We start from the raw sequence: 14627 nt of genomic DNA, 5'->3' as shown, positions 1-14627 counted from the left end.
AGCCAACGCCACCTTCGGGTGGCGTTGGCTTTTTGACTTTGGGCCGGCAAGAGGGATGGTGTGCCGCCGACAAAAAAGGCCTCAAAACCGAAGTCTTGAAGCCTTTGATGTCTGAGCTCAGCGGGCGCTGAGCCAGCAATTTTGCAACGGCGTTTGCGCCGTTGACAGGGTGCAGGGCTTAGTAGCCGCCGCGACCGCCGCCGCCGTAGCCGCCACCGCCGGAGCGATCGCCGCCACCGCCGTAGCCGCCGCCACCGGAACGGTCACCGCCGCCGTAGCCGCCGCCACCGGAACGGCCGCCACCGCCGTAACCGCCACCACCACCGAAACCACCGGTGCGTGGAGGACGTGCCTCCATCGGACGGGCTTCGTTCACGGTGATGCTACGGCCACCCAAAGACTGGCCGTTCATGCCAGCGATAGCAGCTTGTGCTTCGGCATCGCTGCCCATTTCGACAAAGCCGAAACCTTTAGAACGACCTGTGTCGCGTTCCATCATGACTTTGGCGCTGGTGATGGCGCCGAATTCGCCGAATGCCTGTTGCAGGTCTTCGTCGCGAACGGTGTACGGCAGGTTGCCGACGTAAAGTTTATTGCCCATGGAGGACTCCTCAGAAATACAAAAAAACAAAGCGATGGGGTCCCGAAAGCACAACAAACTGAAAACTGCCGCCGTAGCGCGCGAAACTGACCGATCACCTGACTTGTGCCGTTTTTCACGACGTGCACAAGCACATTATGGGGCATAGCGTGAAAAGCCGGAGAAACTGACGCGGCTTATCTTTTTGCCCTTGTTTCAAAAAGGCCAGCAAACGCCCATTTGCCCCTGAGCCGCGACCCTGGATCCCAGCACATTGCGTGCTGGAAATAGGCCACAACCTAAAGCCATGGGGGTGGCGCGCTGTGAGAGGAAGGGACCGATGGTCTGAACCGAGTGGGGGCGGCGCATCAGCGCAAAGAGCCGGTGCGCGCCATTTCGCGCCGTACCAATTCTTGGTAGCGCAAATTGTGCTCGGGTGTCGTGGAGTGGTAAGCCGCGACGCCGAACCAAGTGTTGCCGTGACGCAGCAAACTGCGTTTGAGGTGCCAAGCTGCCACATGCGTGGCCACGCAGGGGTCCAGAAGTCGATCGGGTGTGATGCCCCATTGCGCCAATTCTGGAAAGTGGATGGAGTTGATTTGGGCCATCCCGACGTCCATGGTGCCGTTGGCGTTGTGGTTCACGAGATGGGCGCGCATGCCGGACTCGACTTGCAAAATGGCCCGGAGTATCTTGGGGTTCACGCCATGTCGTTGCGCTGCAGGTGCCAAGCAGCGCTCTGCCGCAGAGGCTTGATGTGTTGGGGCGGTGGGGGTGGTCTGGCTCCAAGCCATGCCATGGGCCCAGGTCATCGCCCCGACGCAAAACGCCGAGAGAACCCCCAGGCGATGGTCAAACGAAATGGGCCACATTCAAAAAAATTCCCAGGTGGCCGATCACAACTGGAACACCGCCGCCCATGGCATGTGCGGTGGTTTCTCATAGTCCGCAATCAAGCAGGCGCGCTCTGAGTCTCGGTAGCTGTCTGCCAACATGTCTTGTAAAACGCGGATGGACGCTTGGTCCAGAGACACAAAGGGTTGGTCAAGCAAGGTGACTGCGGCGCCTGAGGCCAGCGCGGCCACCAAGCCGACTTTGCGACGCGTGCCTGTGGACAGCATGTTCAAGCGCTTGTCCAGATGGGGCGTGAGTTGCAAAGCCGTGCACCAAGATTGTTGGGCTTGTTCAGACCAAGCCGGCCACAAGGGCGCCAAAGCATCCCAGCAATGGCCTGGTGTGTGCTCGTCGCCATGGGGCAGGCGCAGATCGGTCCAAAAAACCGACCCCTGTGGTGGGAGCACCGCAGCCACTTCACCGCGCACCTCAATTTCTCCGGATTGGGGCGTCAAATCACCGCAGAGCAAGCGCAAGAGGCTGGTTTTTCCTGAGCCTTCGTCCCCCAGCAGCGCAGACAAGCCCGGCGGCAGCTGCAGATTCAAGTCCTTGAAAAGCAGCAGCTCGCCCGGGCCGCCGTTTAACCCTCTGACTTGCAGTGCAGCTGGGCGTTTTTCTGACGGATGAAAGTGGGTCGAAATCAACATGGCGCCAATGCTATCAGCTGCTTGAGACGGCACACGCCATGCCGGCGAGGTGCTGACTACAATGAACCCAAGTGGTACCTGTCCCACGTAGGATCCAAGTCCATGTCTGTCTCCGTGGTTTACAAAATTCCCGAATCGGTGTTGGTGGTCATCCACACGCCTGCGCAAGAAGTGTTGCTGATTCGCCGCGCCGACATGGGCAGTTGGCAGTCCGTCACGGGCAGCAAAGACCATCCGGGCGAGACATGGCTGGAGACCGCCATCCGCGAGGTGAAAGAAGAGACGGGCATCGATGCCCAGCAAGCGGGCTGCTTTTTGCACGACTGGGAACTTGAAAACCAATACGACATTTATCCCGTGTGGCGCTGGCGTTACGCGCCTGAAGTGAGTCGCAACACCGAGCGTGTTTTTGGTTTGTGTGTGCCAGAAAAAAGGCCCATCACACTGAGCCCATCGGAGCACACCGAGTGGCAATTGCAGCCTTGGCAGGCGGCCGCAGACCTGTGTTTTTCACCGTCGAATGCGGAGGCCATTTTGATGCTGCCGCGTTTTTTGAGACCCGTTGGCTGAGCATGCCCCAACGACATGAACACCCGGTTTTGCGTGTGGCCACGTACAACATCCACAAGGGTGTACAGGGGCTGGGGCCTGCCAGGCGCTTGGAAATTCACAATTTGGGCCATGCGGTGGAGCAACTCGATGCGGACATCGTTTGCCTGCAAGAGGTTCGCCGCATGCATCGCCGGGAAGAGCGGTATTTTGCGCATTGGCCTAGCCAACCGCAAGCCGACTACCTCGCCCCTGAAGGCTACGAGGCGGTTTACCGCACCAATGCGGTCACCCGCCACGGCGAGCATGGCAATGCCATGTTGTCACGCTGGCCGGTGTTGTCGTCCCAACAAAAAGACATCTCAGACCACCGGTTTGAACAACGCGGTTTGCTGCACAGCACGGTGCAAGTGGTGGACAGGGTGGTGCATGTGATTGTGGTGCACCTGGGTCTGGTGCCCGCCAGTCGTGTCCGCCAAGTGCTTCAGTTGTTGGCATTCATCGAACAAACCATTCCTGACCACGCGCCGGTTCTGGTCGCGGGAGACTTCAATGACTGGGGCACGGGTTTGGGCCGCCGCATGGCGCAGGCAGGGTTTGGCGAATGGCGCGAGCAAGCCACACCGACTTTCCCCTCGCGCTTGCCCTTGAACCAGTTGGACCACATCTATGCACGGGGCCTGAAGCCTTTGCACGCCATGGTGCCTTCGGGTCGAATTTGGCAGCGCATGTCGGACCACTTGCCCTTGGTGGCCGAATTCGCTTGGACGGATTGAGCATGGGACACGGCATGCCATTGCACGATGGGCATCAAATTCGTTTGATCGAAGGCGGCCAGGCCTACTTCGATGCCTTGGTCTCTGCGATCGACCAAGCCAGCAGCCAAGTGCATCTGGAAACCTATATTTTTGACTTTCACGCGGCGACTGCTCGGGTGGCCGAGGCTTTGGAGCGTGCGGCTTGGCGGGGCTTGCGCGTCTGGGTGGTGGTGGATGGGGTGGGAACACCACGGCTGCCGCCTGAATGGCAAGAGCGGTTTTCGCGTGCGGGTGTGGCGTGGTGCGTGTATTCCCCGTTGGGCACCTTGGGCTTGTTGATCCCCAGTCGTTGGCGGCGTTTGCACCGCAAATTGTGTGTGATCGATGGGGACTTGGCCTTTTGTGGCGGCATCAATATTTTGGACGACTGGTACGACCCGCATCACGGCACCTTGGCGCAACCTCGCCTGGACTTTGCCGTTTCGGCAAGGGGTGTCTTGGTCCAGCAAATGCAAGAGACGATGGCCCAATTGTGGTGGCGCATACAGGGGGTCAAGCATGCCAAGCACCAGCAGTTTCCCGAGGCCTTGAACTCGTTTCGCACGGGTGGGGTTCATTTGCCTTGGACACAAGCGCAAGGTGTGGACATGCCCACACTGTCGGTGGCCAAGGCGGGCTTGCTGCTGCGCGACAACGTGTTGAACCGTGGCCAGATCGAACGCGCCTACCTCAAGGCCATTGGTGCAGCCAGGCATGACATCGTGATTGCCAATGCCTATTTCTTGCCAGGCCGTCGCGTGCGCCAGGCCTTGATGCATGCGGCCAAGCGGGGGGTGCGTGTGCGTTTGCTGCTGCAAGGGCGTTACGAATACTTCATGCAATACCACGCCGCCCGGCCTGTTTATGGTGCATTGTTGCGTGCAGGGGTGGAGATCCACGAATACTCGGCCAGTTTTTTGCATGCCAAAGTGGCCGTGATGGACCCGCACCATGACCGACCTTGGGCCACCGTCGGCTCGTCCAATTTGGACCCGCTCAGCTTGTTGTTGGCGCGCGAGGCCAATGTGGTGGTGGCCGACAAAGCCTTTGCCCAGCAATTGCACCAGCGTTTGGTCTTGGCGATCGAGCAACAAAGTAAGCCTGTAGAGGTGCAAACTTTCGCACAAAGTCCGTGGCATTTGAGGTTGCGTGACCTGCTGGCCTTCGCCCTGATGCGTTTGGCCTTGTTTTTGACAGGCAACCGTTATTGACAAGAGGTTTCCCCTTGGCCGACATGGGCGTTGGTCCGCTGGCCCTAAGGAGCTGCCAATCGCTGGTAGGATGAAGCCCACATTCAACAAAACCCAGACGCCATGACTGCTTCTGCTGCCACGCCCGAAGATGACGGCGTACCCGTTTCGGTAAAAATCCGCGAGCGCATCAACGCCTCTCGCAAGCGTTTTCACGCCAATGACAACATCGCTGAGTTCATTGAACCCGGCGAACTCGACAAATTGCTCGACGAGGTGACCGTCAAAATGGCGGGCGTGCTCGACAGCTTGGTCATCGACACCGTCAACGACCACAACACGGGCGATACCGCCCGCCGTGTGGCCAAGATGTACCTCAAGGAAGTGTTCAAAGGCCGCTACGTCGATGCACCCGAGATCACCGAGTTCCCCAACGCAGAGCACCTCAATGAGCTGATGATCGTCGGCCCCATCACCGTGCGCAGCGCCTGCAGCCACCACTTTTGCCCGGTGATCGGCAAGATCTGGATCGGCGTGCTGCCCAATGAGCACACCAACGTGATCGGCCTGTCCAAATACGCCCGTTTGGCCGAATGGATCATGGGCCGGCCCCAGATTCAAGAAGAAGCCGTGGTGCAACTGGCCGACCTGATCCAGCGCAAAACCCAGCCCGATGGCCTGGCCATCGTGATGGAGGCCAGCCACTACTGCATGGGTTGGCGGGGTGTGAAGGACATGGACAGCAAAATGATCAACTCGGTCATGCGCGGTGCCTTCCTCAAAGACCCGAACCTGCGCCGTGAATTTCTGTCTCTGATTCCCAAAAAGGACTGACCATGTTGGTACGCCTGCTTTACGCCAGCCGCGCTGTGGATACCCGACCTGAAACCATTGAGTCCATCTTGAGCCAGTCGCGCCAGTTCAATCCGGCATCGGGCATCACGGGCATCTTGTGTTACGGCGGCGGCATCTTTTTGCAAGCCATCGAAGGCGGACGAACCGCCGTGAGCGAACTGTATGGCCACATCCAGAAAGACGCTCGCCACAAGGAGGTGGTGTTGCTGCACTACGAAGAAATCTCGGAGCGCCGCTTCGGTGGCTGGACCATGGGACAAGTCGATGCATCGCGCGTCAACACCAACATCTTGCTCAAGTACTCCGAGCGGGCCGAGTTGGACCCGTACAACGTGTCGGGCAAAGTCTCGTTGGCCTTGCTCGAAGAGCTGATGGCCACGGCCTCCATCATCGGCCGCGCCTGAGCCTTGCTGGCGCGACGCCTGCGTCGCGAAGTGAACCATGAACCTGATTGGCTGCGATTTCTCCAGCAGCCCCAGCCAACGCAAACCCATTGTGCTGGCGCTGGGTCAGGCCCGGCAGGGCCGGGTGCAACTGCAAGCGCTGCAGACCTTTGAGACGCTGAACGCTTTTGGCGACTGGCTGGCGCAGCCTGCCGACTGGGTGGGCGGTTTTGACCTGCCTTTTGGCCTGCCGCGCGAATTGGTCGAGACCTTGGGCTGGCCCACCGACTGGACCGCTTGCATGGACCATTACTGCGCCTTGGAGCGCCCCCAGATTCGCGAGCAGTTTGCCGCGTTTTGCAATGCCCGCCCTGTAGGCGGCAAGTTCGCGCACCGCGCCGCCGACCACCCCGCAGGCTCCAGCCCCTCCATGAAATGGGTCAACCCGCCCGTGGCCTACATGCTGCACGCAGGCGTGCCCCTGTTGCGCCAAGCGGGTGTGCACCTGCCCGGCCTGTGCGCGGGCGACGCGCGACGCGTGGCGCTGGAGGCCTACCCCGGCTTGCTGGCGCGTGAGGTGCTGGGCAAGCAAAGCTACAAAAGCGACGACAAAGCCAAACAAACGCCCGAGCGCTTGCTGGCCCGGCGCGAACTGCTGAGCGCCTTGGAGCGCGGCCAGACCCGCCTGGGCCTGCGCCTGGTGGCCAGCAACGCGCTGCTGGGGCGCTTGGCCGACGACGCGAGCGGCGACGCGCTCGACGCCACCCTGTGCCTGATGCAAGCGGCCTGGGCGCAGCAGCAGCACGAGGCGGGGCACCCGCAATACGGCTTGCCCCCATGTGATCCGCTGGAGGGCTGGATCGTGACGGCCTAGGCTTTGCGCTCAGCCACGCACCTGTCTTTGGGGTGACGCAGTGGGCCACCCGTGTGGGGTGACCTGCTGAACAATAGAGATCGATGGAAAAATTATTTGCAGTGACCGAGTCAGCATTGCTGGCCTCAGCCGACGGCTAGGCTGGAACGTTGGCTGTCATCAGCAGCCCAAGGAGTCCCCATGAAAACAATCGGTCTGATCGGTGGCATGAGCTGGGAATCCACCGTGCCTTATTACCGGGTGATCAACGAAACGGTCAAAGCGCAATTGGGTGGCTTGCATTCGGCCAAGCTCATTTTGTACAGCGTGGACTTCCACGACATTGAAGAGCTCCAGCGCCAGGGCGACTGGGACAGTGCCGGCCAGGCCTTGGCCCATGCGGCGCGCTCGCTGCAAGCCGCTGGCGCATCGTTCTTGGTTTTGTGCACCAACACCATGCACAAGGTCGCGCACCCCATCGAAGCGGCCGTCAGTATCCCACTGCTGCACATCGCAGACCCCACCGCCGCCGCCATCAAGACAGCGGGCCACACCGTTGTGGGCCTGCTGGGCACGCGCTTCACCATGGAGCAAGCTTTTTACAAAGACCGGCTGCGCGATCACCATGGCCTGCAGGTCAAAGTCCCTGCCATGGCTGACCGGGAGATTGTTCACCGCATCATTTATGAAGAGCTGTGCCTGGGCATCGTCAAGGCGGAGTCACGCGCCGAATACACAAGGGTGATGCAGGACCTGGCTTCTCAGGGTGTGCAATCCATCATCCTTGGCTGCACAGAAATTTCGCTGTTGGTCAACGCCCAGGACTCTCCGGTCCCGCTGTTTGACACCACGGCCATTCATGCCAGGGCGGCGGCGCTCGAAGCGCTGAAGTCGTGAGGCGAAAAAACGTCACAAGGAGAACCGCCTGATGAACACCCCTGAAAAACCCAAAGGCCCCGCATCGTATTTCCCGTCCATCGAGAAGAAGTACGGCCAGCCCATCGCGCATTGGCTGGCGCTGCTCCAATCGTGCGAAGGCATGAAGCACATGGAGATGGTGGCGTGGCTCAAGACCGAGCATGGCATGGGACATGGCCACGCCAATGCCATTGTGGCTTATTGGATGGCGGCTAAAAAATAACAGCCCCATAAGGTACGTCTGCGGCATGGTGCGGCCATGGCATCACCCGTGTTGACTCTGGACCAGCTGCGCCGCTATGCGGTGGCGCGCAGCCTGTTCGCGCCCACCACCTTGCCCAAGGCATTGCAACGCCTGGGCTTTGTGCAGGCTGACCCCTTGCGTGCACCTGCCCGCGCACAAGACCTGACGCTGCGCCACCGTGTGGCGGGTTATCGGGTGGGGGATCTGGAGTCGCGCTATGCCAAGCTGCCCATCGAGGAAGATTTTTTCGTCAACTACGGTTTTGTGCGGCGTGACTTGCACCATCTGATGCACCCGCGCACAGCTCGAATTGTCTGGTCGGCTGCCCGCATGAAGCAAGCGCAAGAGGTGTTGGCTTTTGTGCGTGAGGTCGGTGTTGTTCGGCCCGCACAGGTGGACGCCCACTTTGACCATGGCCGCGTGGTCAACTGGTTCGGTGGCAACAGCAAGGCCAGCACGCAGCTGCTCGAAGGCATGCACTATCGGGGGCTGTTGCGTGTGGTACGACGCGAAGGCGGTCAGCGCCTGTACGCCGTTCGCGAGCACGAACCGAGTGGGCTGAGCCCCGATGCCATCATGGATGCACTGGTGGATGTGATCGTGGCCAAGTACGCCCCATTGTCTGCAGCCAGTCTGGGGCAGTTGGTTGGGCTGCTGGCGGGCGGTGTACCGCAGTGGCTGCAGCACCGCCAGGCCATGCTGCAGCGTGCGCGCCTGCGCTTGCCCACTGCTGAAGTGGATGGGACAACTTGGTTTTGGCCTGAGGGCGAAAACCCGGCATCGCGTCGCCATGTTGTGAATGATCAGGTGCGCTTGCTGGCACCTTTTGACCCGGTGGTGTGGGATCGCCGCCGCTTTGAGCAATTGTGGGGTTGGGCCTACCGCTTTGAGGCCTACACCCCGGCTGCCAAGCGTGTGCGCGGCCACTACGCCATGCCCTTGCTCTGGCGTGATCAGGTCATCGGCTGGGCCAACGTCAGTGCCAAGTCGGGGGTGCTCACGCCTGATGTGGGCTTGGTGAGCACAGCTCCTAGGGACAAAGCCTTTGCTGTGGCCCTGGACGATGAACTGCATCGCATGTCTGTGTTTTTGAGACTGAACGAAGCCTGAACCTTGGATAGATGCCCTGTCATCCGCTTGTCAATACTGAAGGGTCCATCAAGGTCAATGGGGAATTTCCGGGTACAGAATTTTTCTTCATAAATGTTTTCTTAATAGCTAAACTTGGGCGACGCGGGATACGATGATGGACTAACCCTTTGGGGCACCGTCAAAACGGTCACTCTGAGCGTTTTCTATTTCAGCGATTGCCCATGTCTATATTGAATGCATCCGTCCGCGATGCTGCCCGCCGCAGCGTGCTTTGCTGGTTGGCAACGGTGGATACCGATGGCCTGCCCAATGTCTCGCCCAAAGAGGTGTGGACCGTCTTTGACGACCAGCATGTGGTGGTGGCGAACATCGCCTCACCCATGTCGGTCCGCAACATCGCGCAGCAGCCGCAGGTGTGTTTGAGCTTTGTGGATGTGTTCGTGCAAAAGGGCTTCAAGCTCAATGGCTCGGCGCATGAGGTGCTTGCCGGTGATTCGGCATTCGCCCGCTGGGCCGCACCGCTGCTGGCCATGGTGGGGCAGCGCTTTGTCATCCACAGTGTTCTGGTCATTCGCGTCACATCCGTGGTCCCCATCGTGGCACCCAGTTACCGCTTTTATCCTGGCGAAACCACCGAGGCATCCCAGATCGCTTCGGCCTTGAGGGCCTACAACGTCAATCCATCATCACAGGAGAAACCATGAATTCAATCACCATCCGCCAAGCTGTGTTGGCAGATCTGGATGCGGTAGCTATCTTGTTCGATGGTTATCGCCAGTTTTATGGTCAAGCCAGCGATGAAGCAGCGGCCAAGATTTTTCTGCAAGCCCGCTTTGAGCATGGGCAATCGGTGGTGCTGTTGGCCGAGTCACAAGACCAAGCCGTAGGTTTCACGCAGCTGTACCCGAGCTTTTCTTCGGTGTCGATGGCGCGGGTTTTTGTGCTCAACGACCTTTTCGTGGCACCCACGGCCAGGCGGCTCGGCGTGGGCGAAGCCTTGTTGACAGCTGCTGCGGACCATGCTCGCCAATTGGGTGCTGTGCGCCTGTCCTTGACGACGAATGTGCAAAATTTACCTGCACAGTCTCTCTACGCGTCCATGGGCTGGGAGCGTGATCAAAAATTCTATGCCTACCACTTGGCATTAGGATAGGCCTGATGGCTCGCTGGAATTCAGCGCACCCCTCAGGAGATGCAAATGACGACACAAGGCTTCGTGGTCACCCACGCCAAAGACGCGCAGTTTGAAAAAGGGCTGCGTTCGTTTTTTGAATACCGCGATCTGGGCATGAAGGCGGCCACGGGTGGGCGGGTCACGGCCAGTGTGATCCGAGCGGCCGAGGGCGGTGCTTTTTCGAGCCAGCCGCATTTTCACAAGACTCAGTTCCAGCTGGTGTACGTGCTCAAGGGCTGGATCGAGTTTGAGTATGAGGGTCAGGGGGTGGTGCGCCTGGAGGCGGGCTCGTGCGTGCACCAGCCGCCCGAAATTCGCCACCGCGAACTCGGTCACAGCCCCGATGTCGAGTTGTTGGAGGTGGTACTGCCTGCAGACTTTGACACCGTGACGGTGGACGAGGTCAACCCCAAAGAGGCTTGATTCAATGTTCCGAAGTTTCTTTCTTTCTCGCCGCTGGGCTTTTTGGGCCTGGGGTGGTTTGCTGCTCTTGGTGGCGATGGTGTTCATCACGGTCCAACAGACCGTGAAGCTCAACACTTGGTATGGCGAGTTTTATGACCTGCTGCAAAAGCCAGAGCAGGCGGGCGGGGTGGAAAAGTTCTGGGGCTTCATGGTTCAGTTTGCCTGGATCGCTTTTCCCTACATGTTGCTGCGCAGCCTGGAGACTTATTTGGCTTCGCATTACGCTTTTCGCTGGCGTCAGGCCCTGACCGAGGTGTACCTGCCGCGCTGGCAACGCACCCACACGACGGTCGAGGGTGCTTCGCAGCGCATCCAAGAGGACTGCATGCGTTTTGCCCGCCAAACAGAAAACTTGGGGTTGGGTCTGGTGCGGGCAGTGCTCACGCTGGTGTCCTTCATCCCGATTTTGTGGCTGCTCTCCAAGGGCATGGCCATCGCGTGGCTGCAGTTCGAGGGCTCGCTGTTTTGGGTGGCCCTGGTCACGGCGGTGGGGGGCACGGTGCTGTCTTGGTTTGTGGGCATTCGCTTGCCGGGGCTGGAGTACAACAACCAACGCACCGAAGCGGCGTTGCGCAAGGACTTGGTCTATGCCGAGGACGACCGCGCCCGCATGGATTTGCCCACCGTGATGGGCTTGTTCACGGGCGTGCGCTTGAACAATTTCCGTTTGTTCAACCACTACGCTTACTTCCATTTGTGGAGCAATTTTTACAGCCAGACGATGGTGATTTTTCCATACCTGCTCATGGGGCCATCGCTGTTCACAGGCTTGATCACCTTGGGGGCCATTCAGCAGGTGAGCAACGCCTTCGGCAAGGTCAATGACGCTTTTTCTTACCTGATCGAGCGCTGGACCGACATCACCGAGTTGCGTTCCATTTACAAGCGCTTGTCGGAATTTGAAAAGGCGCTGGCCTGAAGCCCTGCTGCCACGGGGCTGGGCTCAAACGGCGGGCGCGGCCGCCTCTGCGGGGTGCGGGTCGAGGTTTTCCAGCGCCTTGAGCGCTTCGGCGTCGGTGCGGTAGAGCTGGAGGTAGGGGCCTTCTGCCAGCTCGCCTGCTCGGCGCAGTGTGGTTTCGACCGGCAGCTTGATGCCGCTGATGTGCAGCGTGATGCCCCGACCGCTCAGTTGGCGGTGCAGCTGGGCAAAAGTCTCCACGCCGGTCACGTCGATGCGGTTGATGGGCTGCGCAAACAGGCAGACATGTTGCACATCGGGGTGTTGGGCCAGGTGGTCGGTGATGGCCCGGTCAAACTCGCTGGCTGCAGCAAAATCGAGTTCGGCGTCCATGCGCAGGGCGTAAAGCTGGGGGGCCAAGGGTGGCAGTTTCCAAAGATGTCGGTCGCGCAGACTGCCGTCGGGGTGCAAACCCACTTCGATGATGCGCGGGTGCAGTCGGGTGTGCAAAAAATGGCTCAGGCCCACCAGAACCCCGGTCATCACGCCCCAGTAAATGCGCGGTGCGGTCAGCAAGGTCATGGCAAAGGTGATGCCTGCCGTCACCGTTTCGACACGGCCCACTCGCCAGAGGTTTAAAAACTGGCGGGGCTGGAACAAATTGAGCACGGCCACGATCACGGCCGCAGCCATGACCGAGCGCGGAACGTATTGCAGCGCAGGCATGAGGATGAGCAAAGCCAGCAGCACAAAGCCCACCGAGGCCACCACCGCCCAGCCCGAGCGGGCGCCCGCATACAACATGAGCGCTGAGCGAGAGAACGAGGTGCTGGTGGGAAAGCTGCCCGAAAATGCCGAGGCGATTTTGGCCAAGCCTTGGCCGAAGAGTTCGGTGCTGTCGTCCCAGCGTTTGCCTTCGCGGCGGCATTCGATGCGGGCGCTCGACGCCGTTTCCAGGAAGCTGACCAGCGCGATCACCATGGCGGGTACCCACAGCTGGTTGAGCATGTCCAAGCCCGGCCACACGGGCCCATAAAACTCGGGCAGGCCCGAGGGCAGCAGGCCGACAACCGCGCCATGCGCCTGGTAGTCGGTGGCATACGCGATGGCCGAGGCCAGGCCCATGACGATCATGATGCCGGGCCAGCGTGGCTTGAAGCGCCTCAGCAACAAAAGCATGGCCAGACTGCCCAGGCCAAACAGGGCCGGCCAACTGCTCAGCCAAGCAGGCCAGGTTTGCACGTCCCAGCTCCAGGCTTTGACGCCCAGCAAGCCGGGCACTTGCGAGGCCATGATGAGCAAAGACGCGGCCTGGGTGAAGCCGGTCATGACCGGGGCACTGACCAGATTGATGAGCCAGCCGTAATGCCCCAAGCCCAGCAGCAACTGAATGGCTCCCGACAGCAGCGACAGCCACACCGCCAGCGCCACCCATTCGGGCGAGCCCGGTTCTGCCATGCCGGTGAGCGAGGCGCCAATCAGCACGCAAGTGAGCGCAGCCGGACCCACCGACAAGCGGTTGGCGCTGCCAAACAGCACGGCCAACAAAGCCGGGATCAGGCAGGTGTAAAGCCCGGTGATCAAGGGCATGCCAGCCAGGCCCGCATAAGCCACCGCTTGCGGGATCATGACCAGCGCCACCGTGAGACCCGCCAGCACCTCGGTGCGGGCCAGAGGTGCTGTCAGGCGGGGCCACTGAAGGAAAGTTAAATATCGTCGAACATCAGCCATGAGCGATCTTAGCCGTCATGGCGTCAGCGCTGTGGCATGTCTTTGACAGAGTAGCCCAAACTGACGGTCGCGTCTTCTGGGATGGCGGGCACCGTGGCGTCCCAGGCCTCCCAGGCGGCACGCAAGTTTTGCAACTTATCGGGTTGGTGCTGTGCCAGGTTGGCACGCTCGCGTTCGTCAGCGGAGATGTTGAACAAATAGTCGTTGCCGTCCACCCGCAGGTATTTGTAGTCGCCCATGCGCAGGGCACGTTGGCCTCGGTGGTTCATGCGCCAATACAAGGGGCGCTCGAACTGGTGCTGGGTGTCGCGCAGCACGGGGACGAGCGACACGCCGTCAAAAGGGTGGTCGGCATGTGCCTTTGCGCCTGCCAGCTCGACCAGGGTGGCCGACCAGTCCATGGTCATGCAGTGCTGGGCGCAGCTGCCCCCGGGCGCGATGACGGCGGGCCAGTGCGCGATCCACGGCACCCGGATGCCGCCTTCGGTCAGGTCCATCTTGCCGCCCACCAGGGGCCAGTTGTCTGAAAAGCGTTCGCCGCCGTTGTCGCTGGTGAAGACGATCAGGGTGTTCTCGAGCTGGCCTGTCTTTTGGAGCGCGTCCACCACCCAGCCAATGCCCTCGTCCATGTGGTGGATCATGCGGTGGTAAGTGTGGATGTTGCCGCCATGCAGGTGGAACAGGTTGTCTTTGACTTCTTGGGCCAGCGCATGGTCTTCACGGGTTTCCCAAGGCCAGTGTGGCGCGGTGTAATGCAGGCTCAAAAAGAAGGGCGTGCCCTGCGCAGCCCCCGGAGCCATGCGGTTCACAAAGTCCACCGCCTTGTTGGAAATCAGATCGGTGAGGTAGCCGTCTTCGTGCTTTTCTTCTTCGTTGGTGTAGAGGTCGTGCGTGCCGTTGTTGCTGGCGTGGGTGAAGTAGTCCACACCACCCGACATGGGGCCAAAGAACTCTTCGTAGCCTGACTTGATGGGGCTGAAATGCGGCGGGTAGCCCAGGTGCCACTTGCCGATCAAGGCGGTGCGGTATCCGCTGGCCTTGAGCAGCGACGGCAGTGTGGGGTGCTCAGGCGGCAGGCCCAGCACCTTGCTGCCTTTGCTCTTGCTGTTGATGGGCTCGTCGGCCCCGCCGCGCAGGCGGTACTGGTAACGCGCGGTCATGAGCGCAAAGCGCGTGGGTGAGCACACGGGCGAGTTGGCATAACCCTGAGTGAACTTGAGTCCATCGGCGGCGAGCCGGTCGAGGACCGGCGAGACGGGGCCGAACTTGGCGTCACGGCCGCCGTAGCAGCCCAGGTCGGCAAAGCCGAGGTCATCGGCCACGATGAAGATGATGTTGGGGCGTTGGAGGGTCATGG

The 14627-nt window shown here is 60.4% G+C and carries 18 protein-coding genes; 13 read left to right on the top strand and 5 right to left on the bottom strand.

What is annotated here, in order from left to right:
* Positions 1–178: 178 nt before the first annotated feature.
* The 3 genes from B9Z31_RS09040 to B9Z31_RS09030 all read right to left on the bottom strand — a co-directional run bounded on the left by B9Z31_RS09040 (position 179) and on the right by B9Z31_RS09030 (position 2121).
* A complete protein-coding gene (locus B9Z31_RS09040; protein WP_100119240.1) occupies positions 179–601 on the bottom strand; it encodes an RNA-binding protein in 423 nt (140 codons plus the stop codon).
* A 347-nt stretch (positions 602–948) separates the two neighbouring features.
* A complete protein-coding gene (locus B9Z31_RS09035; protein ID WP_158235673.1) occupies positions 949–1392 on the bottom strand; it encodes a lytic transglycosylase domain-containing protein in 444 nt (147 codons plus the stop codon).
* A gap of 84 nt (positions 1393–1476) precedes the next feature.
* Positions 1477–2121: an ATP-binding cassette domain-containing protein gene (locus B9Z31_RS09030; protein ID WP_100119238.1), complete on the bottom strand. Its 645-nt coding sequence runs from the start codon at positions 2119–2121 to the stop codon at positions 1477–1479.
* A gap of 102 nt (positions 2122–2223) precedes the next feature.
* On the opposite strand from B9Z31_RS09030, the gene nudB reads away from it, so the two are divergent.
* From nudB to B9Z31_RS08965, 13 genes are all read left to right on the top strand, one after another.
* Entirely contained in the window at positions 2224–2691 is a 468-nt protein-coding gene (nudB, locus tag B9Z31_RS09025) for a dihydroneopterin triphosphate diphosphatase (protein WP_100119237.1), read from the top strand.
* 2 nt (positions 2692–2693) lie between these two features.
* Positions 2694–3446, top strand: coding sequence for an endonuclease/exonuclease/phosphatase family protein (locus tag B9Z31_RS09020; protein ID WP_100119236.1), 753 nt, complete (start codon positions 2694–2696; stop codon positions 3444–3446).
* A 14-nt stretch (positions 3447–3460) separates the two neighbouring features.
* Entirely contained in the window at positions 3461–4678 is a 1218-nt protein-coding gene (gene clsB, locus B9Z31_RS09015) for a cardiolipin synthase ClsB (protein ID WP_233200867.1), read from the top strand.
* A 102-nt stretch (positions 4679–4780) separates the two neighbouring features.
* The gene (folE, locus tag B9Z31_RS09010; RefSeq protein ID WP_100119234.1) at positions 4781–5491 is read left to right on the top strand and encodes a GTP cyclohydrolase I; all 711 of its coding nucleotides are present in this window, start codon (positions 4781–4783) and stop codon (positions 5489–5491) included.
* A gap of 2 nt (positions 5492–5493) precedes the next feature.
* Positions 5494–5916: a BLUF domain-containing protein gene (locus B9Z31_RS09005; RefSeq protein WP_100119233.1), complete on the top strand. Its 423-nt coding sequence runs from the start codon at positions 5494–5496 to the stop codon at positions 5914–5916.
* A 37-nt stretch (positions 5917–5953) separates the two neighbouring features.
* A complete protein-coding gene (locus tag B9Z31_RS09000; RefSeq protein WP_100119232.1) occupies positions 5954–6769 on the top strand; it encodes a DUF429 domain-containing protein in 816 nt (271 codons plus the stop codon).
* Between the two features lie 180 nt (positions 6770–6949).
* Positions 6950–7645 carry an aspartate/glutamate racemase family protein gene (locus B9Z31_RS08995; RefSeq protein WP_100119231.1) on the top strand — a complete coding sequence of 232 codons (696 nt, stop codon included), beginning with the start codon at positions 6950–6952 and terminating at the stop codon, positions 7643–7645.
* Positions 7646–7676: 31 nt separating this feature from the next.
* Complete coding sequence (locus tag B9Z31_RS08990) at positions 7677–7889, top strand: DUF4287 domain-containing protein (RefSeq protein WP_100119230.1); 213 nt, start codon at positions 7677–7679, stop codon at positions 7887–7889.
* A gap of 36 nt (positions 7890–7925) precedes the next feature.
* Positions 7926–9020, top strand: a complete 1095-nt coding sequence (locus B9Z31_RS08985) for a DNA glycosylase AlkZ-like family protein (protein WP_100119229.1) — start codon at positions 7926–7928, stop codon at positions 9018–9020.
* A gap of 203 nt (positions 9021–9223) precedes the next feature.
* The gene (locus B9Z31_RS08980) at positions 9224–9706 is read left to right on the top strand and encodes a pyridoxamine 5'-phosphate oxidase family protein (protein ID WP_100119228.1); all 483 of its coding nucleotides are present in this window, start codon (positions 9224–9226) and stop codon (positions 9704–9706) included.
* Positions 9703–10155, top strand: coding sequence for a GNAT family N-acetyltransferase (locus B9Z31_RS08975; RefSeq protein WP_100119227.1), 453 nt, complete (start codon positions 9703–9705; stop codon positions 10153–10155). The genes B9Z31_RS08980 and B9Z31_RS08975 overlap by 4 nt, the downstream gene beginning before the upstream one ends.
* A 45-nt stretch (positions 10156–10200) precedes the next feature.
* On the top strand, positions 10201–10599 hold the full coding sequence (locus tag B9Z31_RS08970) for a cupin domain-containing protein (protein WP_100119472.1): 399 nt from the start codon (positions 10201–10203) through the stop codon (positions 10597–10599).
* A 4-nt stretch (positions 10600–10603) separates the two neighbouring features.
* The gene (locus B9Z31_RS08965; protein WP_100119226.1) at positions 10604–11560 is read left to right on the top strand and encodes a putative transporter; all 957 of its coding nucleotides are present in this window, start codon (positions 10604–10606) and stop codon (positions 11558–11560) included.
* Between the two features lie 24 nt (positions 11561–11584).
* Here B9Z31_RS08965 and B9Z31_RS08960 read toward each other — a convergent pair whose 3' ends face one another.
* Positions 11585–13270 carry a SulP family inorganic anion transporter gene (locus B9Z31_RS08960; RefSeq protein ID WP_100119225.1) on the bottom strand — a complete coding sequence of 562 codons (1686 nt, stop codon included), beginning with the start codon at positions 13268–13270 and terminating at the stop codon, positions 11585–11587.
* A gap of 23 nt (positions 13271–13293) precedes the next feature.
* Entirely contained in the window at positions 13294–14625 is a 1332-nt protein-coding gene (locus B9Z31_RS08955) for a sulfatase (protein WP_100119224.1), read from the bottom strand.
* Between the last annotated feature and the right edge of the window lie 2 nt (positions 14626–14627).

Source organism: Limnohabitans sp. G3-2 (genome assembly GCF_002778275.1).
Lineage (GTDB): Bacteria > Pseudomonadota > Gammaproteobacteria > Burkholderiales > Burkholderiaceae_C > Limnohabitans_A.
This window is presented reverse-complemented; position numbering and strand designations above follow the sequence as displayed.

Bases quoted from the DNA above. Each gene is read 5' to 3' on its own strand.
- B9Z31_RS08960 (WP_100119225.1), bottom strand. From the start codon at position 13,270: ATGGCTGATGTTCGACGATATTTAACTTTCCTTCAGTGGCCCCGCCTG.
- B9Z31_RS09040 (WP_100119240.1), bottom strand. From the start codon at position 601: ATGGGCAATAAACTTTACGTCGGCAACCTGCCGTACACCGTTCGCGAC.
- B9Z31_RS08975 (WP_100119227.1), top strand. From the start codon at position 9,703: ATGAATTCAATCACCATCCGCCAAGCTGTGTTGGCAGATCTGGATGCG.
- B9Z31_RS08985 (WP_100119229.1), top strand. From the start codon at position 7,926: ATGGCATCACCCGTGTTGACTCTGGACCAGCTGCGCCGCTATGCGGTG.
- B9Z31_RS08990 (WP_100119230.1), top strand. From the start codon at position 7,677: ATGAACACCCCTGAAAAACCCAAAGGCCCCGCATCGTATTTCCCGTCC.
- folE (WP_100119234.1), top strand. From the start codon at position 4,781: ATGACTGCTTCTGCTGCCACGCCCGAAGATGACGGCGTACCCGTTTCG.
- B9Z31_RS09030 (WP_100119238.1), bottom strand. From the start codon at position 2,121: ATGTTGATTTCGACCCACTTTCATCCGTCAGAAAAACGCCCAGCTGCA.
- B9Z31_RS08980 (WP_100119228.1), top strand. From the start codon at position 9,224: ATGTCTATATTGAATGCATCCGTCCGCGATGCTGCCCGCCGCAGCGTG.
- B9Z31_RS09000 (WP_100119232.1), top strand. From the start codon at position 5,954: ATGAACCTGATTGGCTGCGATTTCTCCAGCAGCCCCAGCCAACGCAAA.
- clsB (WP_233200867.1), top strand. From the start codon at position 3,461: ATGCCATTGCACGATGGGCATCAAATTCGTTTGATCGAAGGCGGCCAG.
- B9Z31_RS09035 (WP_158235673.1), bottom strand. From the start codon at position 1,392: ATGACCTGGGCCCATGGCATGGCTTGGAGCCAGACCACCCCCACCGCC.
- B9Z31_RS08965 (WP_100119226.1), top strand. From the start codon at position 10,604: ATGTTCCGAAGTTTCTTTCTTTCTCGCCGCTGGGCTTTTTGGGCCTGG.
- B9Z31_RS08970 (WP_100119472.1), top strand. From the start codon at position 10,201: ATGACGACACAAGGCTTCGTGGTCACCCACGCCAAAGACGCGCAGTTT.
- B9Z31_RS09005 (WP_100119233.1), top strand. From the start codon at position 5,494: ATGTTGGTACGCCTGCTTTACGCCAGCCGCGCTGTGGATACCCGACCT.
- B9Z31_RS08955 (WP_100119224.1), bottom strand. From the start codon at position 14,625: ATGACCCTCCAACGCCCCAACATCATCTTCATCGTGGCCGATGACCTC.
- B9Z31_RS09020 (WP_100119236.1), top strand. From the start codon at position 2,694: ATGCCCCAACGACATGAACACCCGGTTTTGCGTGTGGCCACGTACAAC.
- B9Z31_RS08995 (WP_100119231.1), top strand. From the start codon at position 6,950: ATGAAAACAATCGGTCTGATCGGTGGCATGAGCTGGGAATCCACCGTG.
- nudB (WP_100119237.1), top strand. From the start codon at position 2,224: ATGTCTGTCTCCGTGGTTTACAAAATTCCCGAATCGGTGTTGGTGGTC.